The sequence below is a fragment of the Bartonella sp. TT121SHDZB genome, from assembly GCF_042193415.1.
In the GTDB taxonomy this organism is placed as follows: Bacteria; Pseudomonadota; Alphaproteobacteria; order Rhizobiales; family Rhizobiaceae; genus Bartonella.
This window is the reverse complement of record NZ_JBHILR010000006.1, coordinates 60534-83853: the sequence shown is the minus strand read 5'-3', so window position 1 is coordinate 83853 and position 23320 is coordinate 60534. Positions and strand designations below refer to the sequence as shown.

The window sequence follows — 23320 nt, the reverse complement described above, 5'->3', positions numbered from 1 at the left end:
CAAATGCAAGACTTGTTGAAGCATGAGGGTCTCATATGATGATGTTCTTTTGCACTTTTATGAAGTGTAAAATGATGGCATACAAAAAGTCTTAGACACTTTAGTGGAGAGGCTTTATGGCTTATTTTATAGGAGCTATCATGAAATGTAGAGGTATTGAAAGATTTTTTAACAGCATGGAAATTGGTAATACAGTGTCATTTTGTTTTGCGTGAGGGGCGTGATCTTGTTACAGGGAAAGAGACTATTAAGCGCTCAAAATGATTTTTTAATTTTAAGAAAAGTTTTATTTGTCTCTTCATTAATACATAAGAATGCTTATAAAAGAAAATGAATAAATTTAAACAAATTCATTTGACCTTTTGGTGGTTCCTGTTTAAATGAAAGAATATGTTTCTGAAATAAAACTGTCATAGCATGTTCATGTGTAATACTATAAATTTAGGGGTAGTTTGTATTCCATCACTTCAGAAAGGGTGAACCATGAGTCGTTTTTATCTTTCCATAGCGGCCACGGTTGCTATCATAATGTCTACAGCGGGGGTGACAGCAAGTTTTGCACAGACAAAAATCAGCTTTTGGCATTCTATGAGTGGTGAATTAGGAAAGCAAACTGAAAGTCTTATTAACGATTTTAATGCGAGTCAGTCTGAATATAAAGTTATTTCTTCATATCGCGGTGAGTATGAAGAGGGTTTGATTTCACTCATTGCAGCATTTCGTGGAAAGAAACAGCCAGTGCTCGCTCAAATTTATGATGTTGGTACTGGAACTATGATGGCAGCAAAAGGCGCAATCTATCCATTTTATCAACTTATGGCTGATACAAAACAAGAGTTCGATTCTACAGATTATTTTCCTGCTATTAGTGGCTATTACTCCGATGAACAGGGGCGTATGGTTTCTATGCCATTCAATATTTCAACACCAATCCTTTATTATAACAAAGATATCTTTAAAAAAGCAGGGCTTGATCCAGAACAGCCTCCTAAAACGTGGCAAGATATAGAAGATTTTTCCAAAAAAATTCTTGAGACTAAAGCGGCAACGTGTGGTTTTACAATGACCTATGCCGCTCAATGGATTGGTATAGAAAACTTTTCAGCGTTGCATAATGTTCCTTTTGGAACGAAGGAAAATGGCTTTAAAGGATTTGATTCAGAACTTACATTTAATGGACCTTTACAAGTACATATGTGGACTGACCTAAAAAAGTGGTCTGATCAAGGTATTTTCCGCTATGGTGGTCCTGCTGGCGCATTAGATTCAACACCAATGTTTATGGCACAAAATTGTGCAATTTTAATGCAATCTTCAGGATCATATGCTGGAATTGTTTCTGAAGCTCAGTTTAATGTGGGGGTTGGTATGCTACCGTACTATAAGGATGTAGAAGGAGCACCGCAAAATTCAGTTATTGGGGGAGCTTCTATTTGGACGTTTAAGGGCCATACCGCAAAGGAATATGCGGGGGCAGCCGCTTTTCTTAAATTTCTTTCAAAAACAGAAAATCAAGCAAAATGGCATCAGGAGACAGGTTATCTTCCAACCACAAAAGCAACTTATGAATTGAGCAAAAAACAACATTTCTATGAGAAAACGCCAGGTGCCGATATAGCTATCAAGCAGATCAATCTTAATCCTCCAACAGTTAATTCGAAAGGTATAAGATTTGGTAATTTACCACAAATCCGTGCCATTCTTGATCAAGAGTTGGAAGCTGTTCTTAGTGGTTCAAAAACACCGAAAGATGGTTTAGATGAGACCGTTAAACGTGGAAATAAACTCTTGCGTGAATTTGAAAAATCTAATCATTAATTTCGTTTTATTGTTAAACATTAAAGACTCAACAAAAACAGTTGAGTCCTTTTTGTTTATCTTTTTAAAGTCTCTACATTTAAAGAGCCCTATGAATGCAAGAAAAACATGCATATTTTAAAAATAGTCTCCTTTCTTACGGATTGCTTTTTCCTCAGCTTCTTGTTACTTTTTTGTTTTTCTTTTGGCCTGCTGCTCAAGCAATAAAATCATCTTTTGAGCGTGAAGACCCTTTTGGCTTTACAACAACCTTTATTGGTTTTGAAAATTATCTAACCGTTCTTTCTGATCCTGCTTATCTGCAATCACTTCTTACAACCGCAGTATTTTCCATCTCAGTTACTGTCGTATCAATGACAATATCGCTTCTTTTAGCTGTTTGTGTTGATCGTGTCATCTGTGCAAAAAAGGCTTATACAATGCTTTTGCTTTGGCCCTATGCTGTTGCTCCAGTATTGGCAGGTATATTATGGTTGTTTATCTTTCATCCCACTATTGGGATTATCCCTTTTCTTCTCGAAAAAATAGGGGTTTTATGGAATTATCGTATTAATGGCAATCAAGCGATGCTTCTTATTGTCATTGCGGCTAGCTGGAAACAGATTTCTTACAATTTTCTCTTTTTTCTTACAGGTCTTCAGTCCGTTCCGCGTTCTCAAATAGAAGCAGCCGCCATTGATGGTGCTGGTCCCTTTAAACGATTTTGGACGGTGGTCTTTCCGCAAATTTCACCAACGACATTTTTTCTTCTTATCGTTAATGTCAATTATGTTATGTTTGATACTTTTGGTATCATTGATAGCACAACTTCTGGAGGTCCTGCGCGTGCAACGAGCATCCTCGTCTATAAAGTATATGATGATGGCTTTAGAAATCAAATAATCGGTGCATCGGCAGTACAATCAACACTATTGATGTTGATGGTTATTGTCTTAACGTTTATCCAATTTCGCTGGATTGAGCGTCGTGTACAATATTAGGAAATAAGTTATGGTTGAAAATCGCCCTGTTTTGAAATTTCTAACCCATATAACGCTTATTGTTGGTATTACCATTATTTGCTTTCCAGTTTATGTTGCTATCATTGCATCAACTCATAGTTCAGCAGCATTTAACTCAGGAACACTTCCTCTTTTGCCTGGGAAATATGCTTTGGAAAATTATAAAACAATCTTTGGTGATGGTCTTGCACAGCTGGGTTTGCCCAACCTCTGTCCACTCTTAATGAATTCACTCATTATGGCTCTTGGGATTAGTATTGGAAAAATTATTATTTCACTTTTGTCTGCTTATGCAATTGTTTACATGCGTTTTCCCTTCCGAAAAACTGCTTTTGTTCTTATTTTTGTTACATTGATGCTCCCTGTCGAAGTTCGTATTCTTCCAACCTATGAGATTGTTGCGAAATTGGGGATGGTTAACACTTATAGTGGAATGATTATTCCACTTATTGCATCTGCAACTGCTACATTTTTATTTCGCCAGTTTTTTTTGACTGTTCCAGATGAACTCTTAGAGGCGGCACGTGTTGATGGTGCAGGTCCAGTTAAATTTTTTAAGGATATTCTTCTTCCTCTTAGTAAAAGCAATATCGCTGCTTTATTTATCATCATGTTCATTTATGGATGGATACAATATCTTTGGCCTCTTATCATCACAACGGATCAAAATCATCAAACGATCCTTATTATTTTAAAACAGCTTATTGTCGAATCACTTCAACATGATCCTCAATGGAATATACTCATGGCAGTATCGGTTGTTGCCATGGTTCCCCCTATTCTTGTTGTTATCTTCATGCAGCGGCTTTTTATCAAAGGCCTTATTGAAACGGAGAAGTAATTGTGGCCATAATCCAGTTATCAAATATAAAAAAACAGTATGACAACGGCATTCTGGTCATTGATGATTTAAACTTAACTATTGCCGATAAAGAACTTCTTGTTCTTGTTGGTCCTTCAGGGTGTGGAAAATCAACCTTATTACGTATTATTGCAGGGCTTGAACAAGTTACCTCAGGTGAACTACGTATTGATAACGAACGTATCAATGATCGTGAACCCGCTGATCGTGATGTTGCTATGGTTTTTCAAAATTATGCTCTTTATCCCCATATGACAGTTCGTGGAAATTTAGAATATGGTCTTAAAAATCGAAAAACCCCTAAAGAAGAAATAAAAAAACGTATCGCACATGCTGCAAAACTTTTGGAAATAGAACCATTTCTTGATCGTAAACCACGACAATTATCAGGAGGACAACGCCAGCGTGTTGCAATGGGGCGTGTGATTGTACGTCAACCCCGTGTTTTTCTCTTTGATGAACCTCTTTCAAATCTTGATGCAAAATTACGGGCACAAATGTGTATTGAGATAAAAACACTACAGCGTTCATTAGGAACAACCAGTGTCTATGTTACCCATGATCAACTAGAAGCTATGACATTAGCTGATAGAATAGTCGTTTTGAATAAAGGAGCTATCGAGCAAATTGGAACACCAATGGAAATTTACGATACTCCAGCAACAACATTTGTTGCTGATTTTATTGGTTCTCCTCCTATGAATTTTCTTGATCGCCATGTCTTAGAACAGCATTTAGGGCATTCATTTACTTATAGCGAAGAAACAGATTTTTTAGCCTTCAGACCTGAAATAATCTTATTGGGTGAACATCCAGATAAAGGACCAGTATTTCACACAAAAATTGAGCTTATCAAGCCTATTGGAACAGGTTGCCATGTTTTAACGCGTTGGAATGGTATCATCTTTACGATTGAAATAAAAGAACGCTTGACACAAGACTATGGTCAAAAACTAAGTTTCACAGTTGCTCATCAGAATTTTCATACTTTTAATAAAAACACAGGAAAGCGCACAAATAATAAGTAAGCATTACTTGATGTGACACGACTCTCTTTTATGCTGCGTCATGATAATGTTGTGTTTTGACTTTCTTGATTACATTCACAAAATCAGAGTATAACCGATGAAATTAAAAATAAAATTTTAAAAGTTTTGGTAATGCTCCATTGTCACATGATGTTGAGAATATTCGAAACACTCATATAATGAAATCTTGCACTTTTATGGTCTGTAAGAAGGATAATTATTTTCAAACATCAAATATAATAGAGTTCTTTTCATTGTAGAAAAACATCAAGAGGTAATAACCATTTATTAACCATATTTCTACTCATTTAGAAAGATACTTTATCAATAAAAAACAATCTATTATTATCTATTTCCTGATGTAATAATTTATGTATCTTATAAAGAATGAATAAGAAAAATAGAGAGAGAAAATTATTCCATAGATGATGGCGCTATGCACCTTATATCTTAACTTTGATCCATTTTAGCATCTATAGGGTATAAATTTTCTCTGTAAGATCAACTTTGTTTTATATCATTGTCACCAATCATGAGGATTGAGTATCATTGGTAACATAATCATAGATCTATGATTTTATGAATTTTTTCTTCTCTCTTTTGTAGAAGATTTTTTAAGGTTTCGTGATAGCATCAATGATGGTATTTACATTATGTTCCATCATATCGAGATAAGTTGCTGCAGGGCCATTTTTGTTTGACAATGCATCAGAATAAAGTGTTCCACCAATTGTTAAACCTGTTTCTTTTGCAATCTGTTTTATGAGACGGGGATTAGAGATATTTTCAACGAATAGGGCAGCTGCCTTATTGGTTTTAATTTGTTTTATAAGTTTAGCAACATCGGCTGCGGTTGCTTCAGCTTCTGTTGAAGCACTTTGAGGGGCAAGGATAGTAAAACCATATTCCTTGGCAAAATAGCCAAAGGCATCATGAGATGTGATAATGATACGTTTATCTTTAGGAATGGCAGCAATTTTTGTTTTCAGGGTATCTTGTGCTATTTTAAGTTTTTGAATGTAGGTTTCGGCATTTTTTTTGTAGCTGGTACAGGATTGTGGATCGATTTTACAAAAAGCAGCAGCGATATTCTTCACATAGATTTCGACATTGGGAATTGTTTGCCAAGCGTGTGGATCAATAACGCTGTGATGATGGGCATCATGTTCTTGTTTTTTCATTTCGAGAGGGGGTATATTATCACTAACTTTGACAAGAAGTGCTTTTGTACCGCTTGCTGTGATGAGGCGGTCAATGAACCCCTCTAAATGAAGTCCGTTGATGAAAATAATTTGAGCATTTCTAAGAGCTTGAGCATCATGAGGAGTAGGTTCATAAGTGTGGGTATTCGCATTGGGACCTACAAAAGTGGTCATAGAGATATGGTTGTCTCCTACATTTTTTACGAGATCTGCGAGAATGGAAAAGCTCGCAACAACTTTTATTTTATTGTGTGCAGAAGCAGAAAATGGAGAAAGGGCAAGCAATAAAGCTCCAAGAAGAGCAAATTTTTGAGCAAACTTAGGCACATTTTTTTCCTTAAAGTGAGGAGGTATAGAAGAGGTGGGGAAACCATGTTACAATAAAGCCACGTGGGCTTATCAAACAGGAAACAAGATAAATAAATCCTGCGGCCATGATGATAGCTGGGCCGGAGGGAAGTGAAAGATGAAAAGAAAGCAGGAGACCACATACGCTAGAAATGATTCCAAAAAGAGTGGAAAGCGCGCAAATAGGGCCTAGCCGTGAAAACCAAAAACGGGCTGTAATGGCTGGAATCATCATAATGCCAACGGAGAGTAATGTTCCTAGTGATTGAAAGCCTCCAACCAGATTCAACACTACAAGTCCAAGTAATGAAATATGAATATATTTACTCAATGGAGAGAGTGATTTAAAAAAGAGGGGGTCAAAGCTTTCTAAAACGAGTGCACGCCAAAAAATACAAAGGCTGCAGAGTGTAATCAGCATTATAGTAGTGATTAACCAAAGGGCTTGTGCATCAAGTGCAAGAACCGATCCGAATAAGAGATGAAGCAACTCAATTGTTGAGTCTTTCAGTGAGATAATAATAACACCTGACGCGAGTGCAATAAGATAAAAGACGGTCATTGATGCATCTTCTTTCTGAAAGCTGTTTCGTGAAATCAAAATGGTTGCTAAAGCAACAATAATACCAGCGAAGATGCCACCAAGAGTCATAGATATGAGGGAAAAACCACAAATCAGAAAAGCAGTTGCAACACCAGGAAGAATGGCATGAGAAATAGCATCTCCTGTCAAGCTCATTCCACGGAGCATCAAAAATACACCAACAGGACAAGCGCTAATAGACAGGAAAATAGAACCGATAAGGGCGTTTTGCATAAATTGGAAATCAACAAAGGGGGCAAGAAAAAATGCATACACGTCTTATAACCTAAGAAAGAGAGGATCATTGATGGGAAGATTTTGTTTTTGTGCGCTAATAGGGACAGAATTGGATGTGAGAGATGGCATAACGTGATAAAGGGTGTTGTTTAAAAACTGTGTTGTTTCTCCATAAAAGGCGTTTTGTTGATCAATTTGAATCATTTGGGGGAAAAATTCTTGCACGATGAGAGGGTTATGGAGTGCTGTGAGAACTGTGCGTCCTTGCTGTTGCCAGCATGTAATCAGTGCAAGAAGATCTTTTTGGGTATTATGATCTACACCATTGAAAGGTTCATCAAGCAAAATAATATTGGCATCTTGTACAATGATACGTGCAAAAAGAGCGCGTTGCAATTGTCCGCCTGATAATGTTTCAAGCGAACGGGATGCGAGTTCTGTAAGCCCAACCATTTTAAGAGCATTTTGAATCTTAGAATCATAAGGGCGCTGATTCTTCCATAATCCACAAAAAGACCACAATCCTGTTTTTACAAGCGTTTTCACATCAATTGGAAATGTTTGATCTACATCACATTGCTGAGCAAGATAAGCAATGCGGCTTTTTTTTGGTTTTGTAATTTTTCCTTTAAGAGGTTTAATTAATCCGGCGATGGCTTTTAGCAGTGTTGATTTTCCAGCGCCATTATCACCTGTTATTGCAACCAATGAACCAGCTTTTAACTTTGCTGAAAAGTTCTTTATTGCTATTCTATTCCTATAGCCTAATGTTGTCTTATTAAAGTGCAGATCCATATTTTTTACCATCGTTGCTTATTATTTTGGAAATTATGTAATAATATAACGTTTGTCAACAAAATGTTATATTATTACATAGTTTGAGTACTGAAAATTTTAGTGTGAAGATCGTGGAAAATTAAAAATAATAATTGAATTCACCTTGACGAAAGAGAGAGAGTATATACTATATATAGTATCAAAATGATTGGTGATTCTAAATAAGCACAAGAGAGGGTGTGAGTGTGTTTCGTTTGGTATCTAAGTTATTTCCATTATTGTAAAGAGTTTATTGGCCAAAGGTATAGCAGTATTTTTACTGAGGAGTCTCTTTTGGAAGGATTCCCTTTCGTTTTTGTAATTGATTTTTGCCGTAAAAGAGTAAAACAGAGCTCTTGAAAAACGGTGGTTTAGAACGTTAGTTTTTTAGACAGCAGGAGGGAATTGTAATGCAAACAAAAGATTGTTTTATAACTAGGGGGCTTTGCCATTTAAGTTGTAGAATAATCGCTTATTCTCATCATAGTTTTTGAAGTTATTTGATGAGGAATTCTGTTATGTTCAGGAAGCAGTGTATTATTTGAAAATAACCACATGTTTTGCGTACAATTTCTGTTTTTTGTTATTCTTGAGTATCTATAAAATTATTAGATTGACCTTTCAGGGTTGATTGTTTGGAATTGTGAAAGTTGAAGAAAATGTCGATCACTATTTATAGCAAACCATCTTGTGTCCAATGTGATGCTACACGCCGCGCTTTTGATGCAAAAGGCATTCATTATCGTGTTGTTGATATTTCTTGTGATGAACAAGCATACAGTTTTGTTCAATCTCTGGGGTATCGTCAGGTTCCTGTCGTTGTTTGTGGTGAAAATCATTGGTCTGGTTTTAGACCAGATATGATTAGTGGTCTTTGTGCTTAATGGGGCTTATTGTTTATTATTCGAGTGCAACGGGTAATACAGAACATTTTGTCTCGCAGCTTGGTCAACGACTCTTCAAAATTGATAAAAGAAAGCCTTCTGCATTGGTTGGTGAACCTTATGTATTGGTTGTTCCTACATATGCAGATGGCGAAGGAAGAGGGGCCGTGCCGAAAGCCGTTGTCCAGTTTCTTAATGAAGCTGAGAACCGAAAATTAATTTGTGGTGTTATTGGCGGTGGGAATCGTAATTTTGGTCGCTATTATAATTTAGCAAGTAAAATTATTGCTGAAAAATGTTGTGTACCTTGCCTTTATCGTTTTGAGCTGCGTGGAACTGATGAAGACGTTATTTATGTAAAAAAGGGATTGGAAAGATTTTGGAAACAATTGGTATAGGACAATCGCAGAAATCGGATCAGATTACGGATTATCATGCGTTGAATGCAATGCTTAATCTTTATGATGAAAATGGTCATATTCAATTTGATATGGATCGGCTTGCTGCACGGCAATATTTTCTTCAGCATGTTAATCAAAATACAGTTTTTTTTCATAACCTGAAGGAAAAAATAGATTACTTAATAGAAGAAGGTTATTATGAAAAAGCTTTATTTGAGCTTTATGATTTTTCTTTTATTAAAAAGCTTTTTAAACGTGCTTATGCATTTAAGTTTCGTTTTCCTACCTTTTTAGGCGCATTTAAGTATTATACCAGCTATACACTGAAGACTTTTGATGGGAAACGTTATCTTGAACGTTATGAAGATCGCGTCTGTCTTGTAGCTTTATATTTGGCACAAGGGAATAAAGCTCTTGCTGAAAGTTTTGTGGATGAAATTATTACAGGACGTTTTCAACCGGCAACACCAACATTTTTAAATGCTGGGAAAAAACAACGTGGTGAATTGGTTTCGTGTTTTTTGCTACGTGTTGAAGATAATATGGAATCGATAGGTCGTTCGGTTAATTCGGCTTTGCAGCTTTCAAAACGTGGTGGAGGTGTGGCGCTTTGTTTAACGAATTTGCGGGAAGCTGGAGCGCCAATTAAGCAAATAGAAAATCAGTCCTCAGGTGTTTTACCAGTGATGAAACTCTTGGAAGATTCTTTTTCTTACGCCAATCAGCTTGGGGCACGACAGGGGGCTGGAGCTGTTTATTTGCATGCTCATCATTTAGATATTATGAAGTTTTTAGATACAAAGCGTGAAAATGCTGATGAAAAAGTTAGAATTAAAACGCTTTCGCTTGGTGTCGTTATTCCTGATATTACTTTTGAGCTTGCACGGAATAATGAGGATATGTATCTCTTCTCATCGTATGACATCGAGCGTGTGACAGGTAAGCCCTTTAGCGATATTTCTTTAACGGAGCATTATCGTTCTTTTGTTGATAATGCAAAGATTCGTAAAAAGAAAATAAGTGCACGCGTTTTTTTCCAGACATTAGCGGAAATTCAATTTGAGTCGGGTTATCCCTATATTTTATTTGAGGATACTGCTAATCGATCGAATCCGATAGCTGGGCGCATAAGTATGAGCAATTTATGTTCAGAAATTTTGCAGGTGAGTGAGGCGAGTGAACTGGAGACAGATTTAACTTATCGCACGATTGGAAGTGATATATCCTGTAATCTTGGATCCATGAATATTGCCAAAGCAATGGAAAGTCCTGATTTTGGACAGACCGTGGAATCTGCTGTTCGCGCTCTGACTGCTGTTTCGGATATGAGCAATATTGATTGTGTGCCTTCCATTGCGAAAGGCAATGCTGAAAGTCATGCGATTGGTTTGGGACAAATGAATTTGCATGGGTTTCTAGCGCGTGAGCAGATCTATTATGGATCTCCAGAAGCGATTGATTTTACCAATATCTATTTTTATATTGTGACATATCACGCCATACGTGCTTCCAATTTAATTGCGCGCGAACGTCAAGAAATGTTTGCAGGGTTTGAAAAATCAGCTTATGCAGATGGACGTTTTTTCGAGAAATATATTGAAAGAGAATGGAAACCGCAATTTGCGCTTGTGCAAGAGCTTTTTGAGCGGAACAATATTGTTATTCCAAGTCAAAAGGATTGGCAGGAACTCAAGGATTTAGTTGTTGAGTACGGGCTTTATAATCGCAATCTACAGGCAGTTCCTCCCACGGGATCTATCTCCTATATTAATCATGCCACTTCCTCTATTCATCCGATTGCTTCAAAAATCGAAATTCGCAAAGAGGGAAAAATTGGGCGCGTTTATTATCCCGCTCCTTATATGGATAATACGAATTTGAATTTTTACCAAGATGCTTATGAGATTGGCCCTGAAAAAATTATAGATACCTATGCTGCGGCAACACAGCATGTTGATCAAGGTCTTTCATTAACATTATTTTTTCCTGATACGGCTACTACACGTGATATTAATCGCGCACAAATTTATGCCTGGAAAAAGGGGATAAAAAGTATTTACTATGTACGATTACGGCAAGTAGCATTGAGTGGAACAGAAGTAGATGGCTGTGTTTCGTGTAGTTTATAGGAGATCATCATATGACCAAGATTACAACCAAAAATCCTGTTGTGTGTGCTGTTAATTGGAATAGATTACATGATGAGAAAGATCTTGAAGTATGGAACCGCTTAACTGGAAATTTTTGGTTGCCTGAAAAGGTTCCGCTTTCCAATGATATTTCCTCATGGTCAAGCTTAACGGATGAAGAACGCAAGCTAACAATTCGTGTTTTTACAGGATTAACGCTTCTCGATACAATTCAAAATACTGTAGGAGCCATTTCACTGTTGGCTGATGCGATAACAGAGCATGAGGAGGCGGTTTTGACGAATATTGCCTTCATGGAAGCGGTTCATGCACGTTCTTATTCCTCTATTTTTTCAACCCTTTGCTCGACGGTAGAAGTTGATGATGCATTTAGATGGTCGGAAGAAAATATTCATTTGCAGAAAAAGGCTAGATTAGTACTAGAACGTTATGAAGCAAATGATCCACTCAAGAAAAAAATTGCTTCTACTTTACTGGAAAGCTTTTTATTTTATTCTGGTTTTTATTTACCAATGTATTGGGCTAGCCGCGCTAAGTTAACCAATACAGCAGATCTCATTCGACTGATCATTCGTGATGAAGCTGTTCATGGTTATTATATAGGTTATAAATTCCAATTAGGCTTTGCAAAGCTTGATGAAGCCAAAAAGCAAGAAATTAAAGATTTTGCTTTTAACTTGCTCTTTGACCTTTATCATATCGAGTGCAAATATACTGAAGATCTTTATGATGCACTTGGATTGACGGAAGATGTTAAAATTTTTCTCCATTATAATGCAAACAAGGCTTTAATGAATTTGGGTTTTGAAGCTCTTTTCCCACCTGAGGTTTGTCATGTTAACCCCGCTATTTTGGCAGCTTTATCACCAAACTCTGACGAAAATCATGACTTTTTTTCAGGGGCTGGTTCTTCTTATGTCATTGGTAAGGCGGTTGCTACTACGGATGATGATTGGGAATTTTAATATTTGCATGTAAACAGAAGAGCGCGAGGTATCCCACAGAGATCTTTGCGCACTTCTAAACATTGAAAACCATTTTTTTCAAACAGATTGCAAACTTCATTTTCTTGAGAGAAACCAATTTCAACAGCGACATAGCCGTTTTCTTTTAAGTGGTTGGCTGCTTCATGGGCGAGTTTTCGATAAAAATCAAGACCATCTTCCCCTCCTATCAGAGCGCGCAATGGATCATATAAGCGCACTTCTTTTGCAAGTTTTTTGATATCTTTTGCGGGAATATAAGGTGGATTGGAAATAATGAAATCAAAGCGATCTGCGACAGAATCAAACCAGTCGCTAAGAAGAGGTGTGAAGCGGTGTGCTACTTCAGCATTTTTTGCATTTTTTTTCGCTGTTTTAAGGGCATCTTCAGAAATATCGACTGCCACCGCATAGGATTGGGGAATTTGTTTAAGGAGTGCAATGGCAATGGCGCCACTTCCTGTTCCCATATCAAGGAATGTTGTTCTTCTTGAATTTTCGACCTGTTTTTGGAGAAAAGGGAGAACAAGATCTATCAGCGTTTCTGTATCAGGGCGTGGTTCTAACGTCTCTTGAGACAATGTAAAAGATATACCATAAAATTCTCGTGCTCCTATAATACGGTAAACGGGTTCGCCTGCAATACGCCGTTGTAAAGCCTGTTCTATTTGTGTAATGTGCTCAGAAGTTAGAGGCATATCCGGTTGAGAAATTCTTTCAGCAGCATTTATTCCTGTTATCCATTCAACGAGTATTTTCGCATCGAGATCGGCTTCAGCAATTCCTTTCGTGCGCAGTTTTTCTTGAGTTCGTTGGATGACATTTTTAAAAGAATATTTACTCAATTATTATCCATTTCCATCAGGAGTGCTGTTTGGTGATCTGAGATGAGTGCATGAATAAGCTCATCAAGATCTCCCTCTAGAATGCGATCAAGCTTATACAAGGTTAGATTAATACGGTGATCCGTGACGCGTCCTTGTGGAAAATTATAGGTACGAATACGTTCTGAACGATCACCAGAACCAACTTGACTTTTACGGGAAGCTGAACGTTCACTTTCCGCTTTTTGTCGTTCGATATCGAATAAGCGTGCCCGTAAAATTTGAAGGGCTCGTGCTCGGTTCTGATGTTGTGATTTTTCTGCTTGTACGACCATAATTCCTGTTGGAATATGCGTGATACGAACAGCTGAATCCGTTGTATTAACATGCTGTCCTCCTGCTCCAGATGCACGCATTGTGTCGATACGAATATCTTCAGGACGAACATCGATATCAATTTCTTCAGCCTCTGGAAGCACAGCAACGGTAGAAGCAGATGTATGGATACGTCCACCTGTCTCTGTTTCGGGGATACGTTGCACACGATGAACCCCTGATTCATATTTCAATTTAGAAAAGACTCCTTTTCCTGAAATGGTAGCAATAATCTCTTTATATCCACCAACTTCCCCCTCACTGATTGAAATAACTTCTACTTTCCAATTGTGAGCATGGGCATAACGTTCATACATGCGGAAAAGATCACCGGAAAAAAGTGCTGCTTCTGATCCACCCGTTCCTGCTCGAATTTCAACAATAGCGTTTTTTTCATCAGCAACATCTTTAGGCAAAAGCAGAATTTGGAGTTCTTTTTCAAATTGCTCTACTTTTTTATATAACGATGGTAGCTCTTCTTGGGCAAGATTACGCATCTCTATATCTGTTTGTTTATCGTTGATAATCGTTTCTAATTCTGTAATCTCTTCGTAAAGAGCATTTAATGCGCGTATAGAGGCAATAACGGGTTGTAGTTCTGCATATTCAGAAGCTAATTTGACATATGTTTCAGCATTTGGATTCGTCGTCATTTGGCTTTCAATTATTTCAAAACGCTTTTCAAGCTGTCTCATACGATCTTGTGGCAAAGAAACCATGATAATATTGGCCTAATTTTTCATAATACAATTTTTATAGTATTTTGTTGCAATGATTTTTTGTTATAATATTGGCAATGAATTACCGCATAGCATCATACAAAAAGAGGTAATAAAGCAATTCTTTTTTTTTGCCAATGAAAACTATTATATTTTAAAGGTAAATTTTTATAAAATTTGATTTGCCAGAGGTCTTTTATCTAATGATATATAATCATTTTTTTAAGAGTTTTTTTCCGTAAAGCTCAAGGCGATGATTAATAATATCATAGCCAAGGGATTTTGCAATTTCCTCTTGCAGTTTTTCAATAACATCAGAATGAAACTCGATAACTTGTCCTGTTTCTATATCAATGAGATGATCATGATGTTGCCCATCTGCTTGTTCAAAACGAGATGGACCACCACTAAAAGTATGCCGATGGATTGTTCCATTTCCTTCTAATGTTTTCATGGTTCGATAAACCGTCGAGAGTGAAATACTCGAATCCACTTTGTTTGCACGCTGAAAAATTTCAAATGCATTGGGATGATCATTTGTATCATTCAAAATATCAAGAATAATACGTCGTTGGCGTGTTACTCTTAAACCAGCTGTGCGCAATTCTTGCTCATAATTTCGCTTTTTATTCATTTGCATAGTTTGCTTTTCAAACAAAGGTTCCATGACAGTGTTTGTATTTTTTCTCTGAACCGCAAGGACAACGCTCATTACGTCCAACTTTTCCCCATGTGGTTATATCATTAGGGTCACGATCTTGTGGATTAACAAATCTATTTTCTTGTGATCTTGCCCATAAGGTGGGACCATTTTCTTGACTTTGATCATTAAAGATAGAAGAAGCAGCATCAGTTTGCTCAGGCATGGTCGGTTCTGTGGAGTGTTGAATAATTTCAAAGCGCATAAGTTTAGAAGTGACAATTTTGCGCAAATTTTTCAACATACTTTGAAAGAGTTCAAAAGATTCTGTCTTATATTCATTGAGTGGATCCCGTTGAGCATAACCACGAAAACCAACAACAGAACGCAAATGATCTAGACTTACCAGATGTTCACGCCATAACGTGTCAATAGTTTCGAGCAATACTGCTTTGTGAAAATAAGCCATAACTTCTGGAGAATAACGTTCAGTACGCTCATTTTCAAGTTTTGTAACAGCATCTGAGATACGCTCTAGAATTTGCTCTTCGGCAATTCCGTCTTCTTTTGCCCATTCTTCCACTGGAAGCTCAAGATTAAAGAGGTGTTGAAGCTCTTCTTCGAGAGTTTTTGCATCCCATTTTTCAGAATATGTCCCTGAAGGAATATAGGCCTCTACAAGATCCTCTACGACTTCATCGCGCATTTCATGGATCATTTCTGTTAAATCATCTGCGTTCATGACTTCCATACGCTGTTCAAAAATAACCTTGCGTTGATCATTCATGACATCATCATATTTTAGCAGATTTTTACGAATTTCAAAGTTTCGTGCTTCGACCTTTTTTTGTGCTTTTTCAAGGGCTTTATTAATCCATGGATGGATAATAGCTTCATTTTCTTTCAATCCAAGTTTTTGCAGCATACCATCCATACGGTTAGAGCCAAAGATACGCATAAGATCATCTTGAAGAGAGAGAAAGAATTTTGAGCGACCAGGATCACCTTGGCGACCAGAACGTCCACGAAGCTGGTTATCAATACGACGGCTTTCATGACGTTCAGTAGCGATAACATAAAGCCCTCCAGCTGCTAAAGCTTTTTCTTTAAGCTTCTGAACATCTTTTTTGATTTCTTCAATTTTAGCTGTGCGCTCTGGACCTTCAGGGATATCCTGTAACTCTTGCCGGATGCGCATTTCAACATTACCACCAAGCTGTATATCCGTACCGCGTCCCGCCATGTTGGTTGCGATGGTGAGAGCTCCAGGAACTCCTGCTTGCGCAATGATGTATGCTTCTTGCTCGTGATAGCGAGCATTTAAGACTCTAAAACCGGTAATGCCCTCTTTTCGCAAACGCTCTGCCAATTGTTCTGACTTTTCAATAGAGGTTGTTCCAACAAGAATAGGCTGTTCTTTTTCGTGTGCTTGACGGATATCACGCACAATTGCTCGATATTTCTCTTCTGCTGTTCGATAAATCTCATCATCTTCATCAATACGTTGTATTGGCAAATTTGTAGGGACTTCAACAACGTCAAGACCATAAATATTTCTGAATTCTTCGGCTTCTGTTGTTGCCGTTCCAGTCATGCCAGATAATTTTCTATACATACGGAAGTAATTTTGGAAAGTGATGGAAGCAAGTGTCTGGTTTTCTGGTTGAATAGCAACATGCTCTTTAGCTTCTAAAGCTTGATGAAGTCCTTCAGAATAACGCCGCCCAGGCATCATTCGCCCTGTAAATTCGTCAATAATAACGATTTCATCATTGCGAACAATGTAATCTTTATCGCGAGAAAACAGTTTATGGGCTTTTAGAGCATTATTGACATGATGAACGATAGCGACATTTTCTATGTCATAAAGACTTTCACCTTTAAGATGCCCAGCTTGTTCAAGCAGTTTTTCAATTTTTTCAGTACCAACTTCGGTAAAGGTCGTTGTTTTTTGTTTTTCGTCTATTTCATAGTCCTCTGGAGTTAAGGCAGGAATAAATGTATCAATAAGGTTATAGAAGTCAGTACGATCTTCTAGAGGACCAGAAATAATAAGGGGGGTACGGGCTTCATCAATAAGAATCGAATCAACTTCATCGACAATTGCGTAATGATGTCCACGTTGGACCATTTGACTACGATCGAAGGCCATATTATCCCGCAAATAATCAAAACCTAGTTCATTATTTGTGGCGTAGGTGATGTCGCATGCATAGGCCTCTCGGCGGGCATCACTATCAAGGTCATGAAGAATCACGCCCGTTGTAAGTCCTAGAAAACTAAAAATTTTTCCCATTGTTTCAGCATCACGACTAGCGAGATAATCGTTTACTGTCACAACATGAACGCCTTTACCCTCCAACGCATTGAGATAAATTGGTAGAGTTGCCATTAATGTTTTACCTTCACCTGTACGCATTTCAGCTATGCCACAGTCGTGAAGGACCATTCCACCAATAAGTTGTACGTCAAAAGGACGCATGTCATAAACACGTTTTGCGGCTTCACGAACAGTTGCGAAAGCTTCTGGTAAGAGCAAATCAACACTTTCACCTTCACGAAGACGTTTACGAAAGGCATCTGTTTTTTGGCAAAGCTGCTCATCACTTAATTTTACGAATTGTTCTTCCAAAGCATTAATTTGTGCAACTTTTTGGCGGAGTGCTTTGAGATGTCGCTCATGAGCAGAACCAAAAAACTTACGGGCAAAAACACCTAAACTGACCATCTCTGGCCCTTTCTTTTAATTGTTGTCACTCTTGTTGGGTAATTCATACGCTTTCCCCATACTCTACATTTTTTTCAAGTTATCTGATATCATTAGAGACATCATGAAATGCAGATGGTACCATTATACTTGCTGGTGTGCAATTTTCCACTTTAATTGTAAAGTAGAGATAAGAGGCTAAGCGCTCTATGTCAACTTTAAGTATGCTATTTAATTGATACAATACAAAGTAATTTAAGATACAATATGTCATTTTTCTCTATTATCATGTTTTTCATCTGCATTAGATAGGATTGGAGAAACTGAGATAAAAGGACAATTTTATACTTTTTTGAAATAAATTACCAATTTATTTCTCTATGTTTAAAGATTAAAGTGTTATGGTAAAGAAAATTGGAATCTTGAACCTGCCTTCATTTTTAAGGAGTATATTTATGAAATTTAACTTTATCACGCTGTTTTTAGCATCAACTTTATTGGCAAGTACAAGTTTAGGGGTGAAAGCCCAAGAAGGTTTGAATTCATCGTCGAATGATTTAAAGACTTTAGAGAAAGCTTCTGAAAAATCCGTTTCTCCTTCTCATATTATGGCGGTTATTGATGGGAAAAATATTACAGCAGGCCAATTAGATGATTTAGCGCTTGAAATAAATCCTAATTTAGCACGTTTTCCTGATGAACAACGCCGTATGATGGTTCTAAAAGCTTATTTAGATATGCAGGCACTTGCAAAAGCAGCAAGAAGCAAAGGGCTTGATAAGACAGAAGCTTACGATAAACGTATGGCAGTCATGCGTGACAATGTTCTTCAGCAGCTTTATTTTAAACAGGCGATTGTTGATAAAATATCGGACACTGATTTGGAAGCTCTTTATAAGCAAGAAGTTGCGGCTTTACCTAAAGAGGATGAGGTTAAAGCGCGTCATATTTTGGTCAAAACGAGAAAAGAGGCAGAAGCTATCATTAAGCATTTGAATAAAGGCGAAAATTTTGAAGAGATTGCAAAGAAAAGTTCAACAGATGGTTCTGCTGCCGTTGGGGGTGATCTTGGTTATTTTAGCCATGGTCAAATGGTCAAGCCTTTTGAAGATGCAGCATTTGGTTTGAAAGTTGGCGAATACACGAAACAACCCGTTGAAAGTCCTTTTGGTTGGCATATTATTAAATTAGAAGATCGTCGTGTAAAACAACCGCCTGCATTTGATGATGTTAAAGAGATGTTGCGGACACAGCTGATAAAAAAGCGCTATCAAGAACTGATTGTTGATTTGCGTAGCAAGATAGATGTGAAATACCCTGATCCTAATGTTACAAAAATCATGGAATCGCTTCATCAAAATGGGACGCTACTTCCCGATGAGACATCCGATGAAGAAGATACGGAGTAGCTAGGAAAAATAGGTGGATAGCCTCTTTAATAGATAATTTGCTAGGTTAGTTTTGTTCAAAAAAACTAGCAGTTTTCTATGAGAGGTTATTGATCTGCAGTCATTTCATTCGTTTTTATAGAAAGCATATTGTGGTTTTGAAAATTTCTCCTTTGTCGCCTCAAAAGATCCAGGAGCTTTCTCCTTTATCTGGTGTACGGATAGCAACAGCTGAAGCTGGGATTAAATATAAAAATCGTACAGATCTTCTTTTCATCATATTCGATAAGCCAGTGAGTGTGGCCGGTGTTTTTACCCGTTCAAAATGTCCATCTGCCCCTGTAGCGCATTGTCGTGCATCGCTTCCTCATGGGGTTGCGAGGGGGGTTGTTGTGAATTCTGGAAATGCAAATGCTTTTACAGGAAGCAAAGGAAAGCACACAACCAATGCAATCATCTGTGCAGCAGCGAACGCTTTAAAGGTTAGAGAAGATGAAATTTTTATAGCTTCTACGGGTGTTATTGGTGAGCCAATGGATGCATCGGGTATTGTCAATCTGTTACCAAGTATGACAGAGACAGCAGAAGAGGGAAATTGGTTGGAAGCTGCAAAAGCCATAATGACAACGGACACATTTCCAAAACTTGCTACGTGCACTTTTGACTGTGGGGGAGAGCATGTTACCATTAATGGAATTGCAAAAGGTGCTGGTATGATTGCACCCGATATGGCGACAATGCTGTCATTTGTGGTTAGTGATGCTACCATTTCTTCGGATGCACTCCAATCCATGTTGTCAGAGGCGGTTCAGAGCTCTTTCAATTCAATCACGGTTGATAGCGATACCTCAACCTCAGATACACTCATGATGTTTGCGACAGGAAAAGAAAATTTTCCTTGCATTAGATGTAAAACAGATCCGCGTTATGAAGTGTTCTCAAAGCACTTGAGTGCACTTTTGCATGAGCTTGCGTTACAAGTGGTGTGTGATGGTGAAGGTGCTCGTCATTTAATTGAAGTTAATGTAATTGGTGCTACAACAAACGATGCTGCAAAAACAATTGCTCTCTCAATTGCAAATTCACCCCTTGTAAAAACAGCAATTGCCGGTGAAGATGCCAATTGGGGGCGGGTTGTTATGGCAGTGGGTAAGGCAGGTGTTGAAGTAGACCGTGATCTGTTAACGATTTGGTTTGGTGAACATCGTTTGGCGATTAATGGCGAACGAGATCCTGAGTATTGTGAAGAAGCAATAGGTACTTATATGCAAAGTAAACACATAACAATTCGTGTTGATATCGGTTTGGGTAATGGTACGGCGACAGTTTGGTCTTGCGATTTAACAAAAGAGTACGTTATGATCAACAGCGATTATAGAAGTTAACGAATGCACTTTATATTTAACAACTTATTATTTTCAGAGAAAATGGGGTATGTGAGCTCTTTTAGGAGCAGAGGGGATATGATAGAAAAGACAGTTATCTTTATGTTCCCTATTGGGGAGTGATATGTGTATAAAAAGTTCCATTCTTCTTGTTGTTGCATGCGCATTGTTCGATCAGAATAATCGTGTTTTGCTTACACAGCGTCCTGAAGGAAAATCACTGGCTGGTTTATGGGAGTTTCCTGGTGGAAAGGTTGAGCAAGGTGAAACTCCAGAAATTTCATTGATTCGTGAACTAGAAGAGGAGCTTGGTATTTATGTTCAACCAAATAATTTACACCCTTTAACGTTTGCGAGCCATAGCTATGAAACATTTCATCTCTTAATGCCATTGTATCTTTGTTACCATTATGAGGGCGTTGCGCAAGGACGAGAAGGGCAAAATTTAGAATGGGTTTTTATTAATGATCTTGATAAATACCCTATGCCTAATGCTGATAAACCATTGGTTCAGGTATTGAAAAATCATCTTCTTTAATGTGTTATAAGAAGCAAATATTGTTTAAATATAATTCAATATATTGATTTAAAATGATAATTTTAAATTTTCATGTTGAATGAGGAAGTTCAGAGTCGTAAAAATTTTTCTCATTTCAAATCTGTTTTATGTTAAATTAATCAAAACCATTCTTTTGCCCGTTCCAAGCGGAGAGGGTCATGTGGATAAAGTTATTTAAGAAAAAAATAAAATACGTGCTGAAAAAACGCTCTCCAACAACTAGGGGGTATCGCAATATTGAGAATGGGCAAAAGTGTATAATGGTTCCTTTGTACGCTTCATAAGCATAAAAATGGTGGTAGATAATGGATTTATACTTTTTGCGATTATCATTGAGAGATTGTCTTGGATGCACCGAAAAATATTAGAAGTATTTATTTCATAATAGCTTATGATTGATAATTATACATTATCGTTTCATTATTTCTCTTGATGCTCTATTGTTTCTCAATCAAAAAAATTCAATAACGTACTCATAAAAAGGGTAGTATGTAATGTGAAAAATAATTTTAAACTGAATAAAATATATGGCTAATGAACTATTAAATATAAAAGAAAAACATGAAGAGAAGAGTACTTAGGGGATTGTATTATAGTATGAGAGATGAGGAAAAAGCTATCTGACTTAAGTATATAAATGAGAAATACAAATTAATGTGAGAGTGTTTTATGAAGTTTATGTATTTCATTCAGAATGGAAGAGATAAAAATATAAGGAATTGTGCAATCTTCATTTTTTTTGAAAAGAATACGCTCATTTCTCTATTGGTTTGTAATAAAGGTGTTTGAAACAGTGAAATATGATAATATCGAAAACGCTGATTCAAATGGTGTCATACGAGTTTATGATTATAATTAACTGTATGATATTTTAATACATATTATTCAGTAAGCCTGTTGATGAGTCTTTACACTATTTAAAGATAGGCGAATATTAATAAAGACTTCTAAATGAATATTGGATATGAGCTTTAAGAAAAGATCAAAAATGCTCTTTTCGAACAATGGGGGCACACTCCTCATATAATACAGAACGCTATTGCGTTGCATATTTATGAGATTGTTTTAAAAAGGCATTTCTTAAAGTACCCAAGTCCATTTCACACTGGCGCCTGAATGGTATAACGATAAAGCCATTGAGCACCACCATCTTTACGCTTATGAAGGAGTAAGCTGGTCCCAATGTTATTATGATAGCTCTTGGTATTTGAGAGCATTCAGAAGGGATATTTTTATTTATACATCAATTTCGCTTGCGATAAACAGGCAAGCGATTTTGATTGATTCAACATAAAAACAGATTTGAAATAAGAGAATTTTACGATATTTAGAATTCTTGACGCAGAGTGAATGATGGATAATTATCCTTATAAATCAATTTATTGTATAATAAAAACATTCAATTAATTTTTTATAAGAGGTATATATTAAGTCTCCTAAATTGGACGGCGTTTTGCGATGGGATATTGATTTTTTTTAGCGATACGCGTAATTGCCTGTTCCAATGGCTCGATCATAACGTCCATAGAAAAACCACTTGCATGAATAATATTTTCATGATCAACCATAATAGCAACATGACCTTTCCAAAAAATCAAATCGCCTCGTTGAAGTTTATCAGTGTCTGTAAGAAGCTTGCCTATAGTTTTTTGCTGCATATCAGTGTCACGTAAAACTATTTGACCGGTCATCATCATCGAGAGTTGGATGAGTCCTGAACAATCAATTCCAAAACCGCTGACCCCACCCCAAAGATAAGGTGTACGGATAAAGGTTTCTGCAACCGTAACATAATCTTCATATACGCGTCCAATGGGGCTGAGATGGTTCGTAATGATTGCTGTTCCATTTTCAAGAATAGAATACTGTGTGTCACGGATTTCAATTTCATCAGCAACACTGACTTTGCTTCCCATAGATAAAGGGAACTCTATCGGTCCATGTAAGTCAGCGTGTAAATATTTAAATGTGCGTGGTACCGAAACCACATGCGTTTGTTTTATGGTTGATGTACAAAGAACTTTTGTATCAATATAACCAACATAACCATCTTTGAGTGATTGTCCCCACGACATTGTTTCCCCTTGTTCAAAAATGAGAAGTTCTTCTCCGAATAAGCATTCTGTTTGTCTTTCACTTTTTTTATTATTTTCTTTAAAAAGTCCAGCAACCGCTGTATTAACGCGTCTTTTTTCACCTTGAACAAAGCGCTGAGCGGTAATTTCTGTTTCAAGACGTTGATCTGCTAGATCATCTCTGAATGCATGGAGTCTTGGGTCTTTAGAGTTCATCTTTTTGCTTTCCATTTTTTGGTTTCTCACCTTTAAATAAACTCATGGAAACTCTATTGGTAAGGTTTCTATCTTCAAACACAACTAAGAACACAGTTTAAAACGATAGCAATTGTTCT

The 23320-nt window shown here is 37.1% G+C and carries 19 protein-coding genes; 11 read left to right on the top strand and 8 right to left on the bottom strand.

The features are described 5' to 3' along the window. The first annotated feature begins 483 nt into the window (after positions 1–483). The 4 genes from ugpB (at position 484) to ACFIKI_RS05180 (ending at position 4709) form a co-directional block, all read left to right on the top strand. Positions 484–1818, top strand: a complete 1335-nt coding sequence (gene ugpB / locus ACFIKI_RS05195; protein WP_375666100.1) for a sn-glycerol-3-phosphate ABC transporter substrate-binding protein UgpB — start codon at positions 484–486, stop codon at positions 1816–1818. A gap of 95 nt (positions 1819–1913) precedes the next feature. Next, positions 1914–2798 (top strand): sn-glycerol-3-phosphate ABC transporter permease UgpA, encoded by an 885-nt coding sequence (ugpA, locus tag ACFIKI_RS05190; protein WP_375666097.1) that lies wholly within the window; start codon positions 1914–1916, stop codon positions 2796–2798. A 10-nt stretch (positions 2799–2808) separates the two neighbouring features. Next, a complete protein-coding gene (gene ugpE / locus ACFIKI_RS05185) occupies positions 2809–3660 on the top strand; it encodes a sn-glycerol-3-phosphate ABC transporter permease UgpE (RefSeq protein ID WP_375666094.1) in 852 nt (283 codons plus the stop codon). A 2-nt stretch (positions 3661–3662) separates the two neighbouring features. After that, positions 3663–4709, top strand: coding sequence for a sn-glycerol-3-phosphate import ATP-binding protein UgpC (locus ACFIKI_RS05180; protein WP_375666092.1), 1047 nt, complete (start codon positions 3663–3665; stop codon positions 4707–4709). A 614-nt stretch (positions 4710–5323) separates the two neighbouring features. Here the strand turns inward: ACFIKI_RS05180 and ACFIKI_RS05175 are convergent. Genes ACFIKI_RS05175 through ACFIKI_RS05165 form a run of 3 tightly spaced genes read right to left on the bottom strand, consistent with a single transcriptional unit; the run spans position 5324 to position 7874 of the window. After that, positions 5324–6238 carry a metal ABC transporter solute-binding protein, Zn/Mn family gene (locus ACFIKI_RS05175; protein WP_375622987.1) on the bottom strand — a complete coding sequence of 305 codons (915 nt, stop codon included), beginning with the start codon at positions 6236–6238 and terminating at the stop codon, positions 5324–5326. A gap of 10 nt (positions 6239–6248) precedes the next feature. Continuing rightward, positions 6249–7118: a metal ABC transporter permease gene (locus ACFIKI_RS05170; protein ID WP_375622989.1), complete on the bottom strand. Its 870-nt coding sequence runs from the start codon at positions 7116–7118 to the stop codon at positions 6249–6251. A 3-nt stretch (positions 7119–7121) separates the two neighbouring features. Beyond that, positions 7122–7874, bottom strand: coding sequence for an ABC transporter ATP-binding protein (locus ACFIKI_RS05165; protein WP_375666089.1), 753 nt, complete (start codon positions 7872–7874; stop codon positions 7122–7124). 680 nt (positions 7875–8554) lie between these two features. Between ACFIKI_RS05165 and nrdH the strand changes: the two genes are divergently transcribed. Genes nrdH through nrdF form a run of 4 tightly spaced genes read left to right on the top strand, consistent with a single transcriptional unit; the run spans position 8555 to position 12295 of the window. Next, positions 8555–8779 carry a glutaredoxin-like protein NrdH gene (gene nrdH, locus ACFIKI_RS05160; protein ID WP_005774163.1) on the top strand — a complete coding sequence of 75 codons (225 nt, stop codon included), beginning with the start codon at positions 8555–8557 and terminating at the stop codon, positions 8777–8779. After that, positions 8779–9177, top strand: a complete 399-nt coding sequence (gene nrdI, locus ACFIKI_RS05155) for a class Ib ribonucleoside-diphosphate reductase assembly flavoprotein NrdI (RefSeq protein WP_375613294.1) — start codon at positions 8779–8781, stop codon at positions 9175–9177. The genes nrdH and nrdI overlap by 1 nt, the downstream gene beginning before the upstream one ends. Beyond that, a complete protein-coding gene (nrdE, locus tag ACFIKI_RS05150; protein ID WP_375666086.1) occupies positions 9159–11309 on the top strand; it encodes a class 1b ribonucleoside-diphosphate reductase subunit alpha in 2151 nt (716 codons plus the stop codon). Before nrdI ends, nrdE begins: the two co-directional genes overlap by 19 nt. A gap of 11 nt (positions 11310–11320) precedes the next feature. Further along, positions 11321–12295: a class 1b ribonucleoside-diphosphate reductase subunit beta gene (gene nrdF / locus ACFIKI_RS05145; protein WP_375666084.1), complete on the top strand. Its 975-nt coding sequence runs from the start codon at positions 11321–11323 to the stop codon at positions 12293–12295. Here nrdF and prmC read toward each other — a convergent pair. The 4 genes from prmC to secA form a co-directional block, all read right to left on the bottom strand. After that, a complete protein-coding gene (gene prmC / locus ACFIKI_RS05140) occupies positions 12292–13158 on the bottom strand; it encodes a peptide chain release factor N(5)-glutamine methyltransferase (protein ID WP_375622998.1) in 867 nt (288 codons plus the stop codon). The genes nrdF and prmC overlap by 4 nt on opposite strands. Beyond that, positions 13155–14231, bottom strand: coding sequence for a peptide chain release factor 1 (prfA, locus tag ACFIKI_RS05135; protein WP_375623000.1), 1077 nt, complete (start codon positions 14229–14231; stop codon positions 13155–13157). The genes prmC and prfA overlap by 4 nt, the downstream gene beginning before the upstream one ends. Before the next feature lie 214 nt (positions 14232–14445). Beyond that, positions 14446–14943 carry a Fur family transcriptional regulator gene (locus ACFIKI_RS05130; protein WP_375623002.1) on the bottom strand — a complete coding sequence of 166 codons (498 nt, stop codon included), beginning with the start codon at positions 14941–14943 and terminating at the stop codon, positions 14446–14448. Continuing rightward, positions 14882–17599, bottom strand: coding sequence for a preprotein translocase subunit SecA (secA, locus tag ACFIKI_RS05125; protein WP_375623004.1), 2718 nt, complete (start codon positions 17597–17599; stop codon positions 14882–14884). The genes ACFIKI_RS05130 and secA overlap by 62 nt, the downstream gene beginning before the upstream one ends. 434 nt (positions 17600–18033) lie before the next feature. Between secA and ACFIKI_RS05120 the strand changes: the two genes are divergently transcribed. The 3 genes from ACFIKI_RS05120 to mutT all read left to right on the top strand — a co-directional run bounded on the left by ACFIKI_RS05120 (position 18034) and on the right by mutT (position 20889). Then, a complete protein-coding gene (locus ACFIKI_RS05120; RefSeq protein WP_375623006.1) occupies positions 18034–18987 on the top strand; it encodes a peptidylprolyl isomerase in 954 nt (317 codons plus the stop codon). A 131-nt stretch (positions 18988–19118) separates the two neighbouring features. Then, positions 19119–20351 (top strand): bifunctional glutamate N-acetyltransferase/amino-acid acetyltransferase ArgJ, encoded by a 1233-nt coding sequence (gene argJ / locus ACFIKI_RS05115; protein WP_375666081.1) that lies wholly within the window; start codon positions 19119–19121, stop codon positions 20349–20351. A gap of 124 nt (positions 20352–20475) precedes the next feature. Then, complete coding sequence (gene mutT, locus ACFIKI_RS05110) at positions 20476–20889, top strand: 8-oxo-dGTP diphosphatase MutT (RefSeq protein ID WP_375623010.1); 414 nt, start codon at positions 20476–20478, stop codon at positions 20887–20889. A gap of 1457 nt (positions 20890–22346) precedes the next feature. Here mutT and ACFIKI_RS05105 read toward each other — a convergent pair. Beyond that, positions 22347–23201, bottom strand: a complete 855-nt coding sequence (locus ACFIKI_RS05105) for an NlpC/P60 family protein (protein WP_375666079.1) — start codon at positions 23199–23201, stop codon at positions 22347–22349. Between the last annotated feature and the right edge of the window lie 119 nt (positions 23202–23320).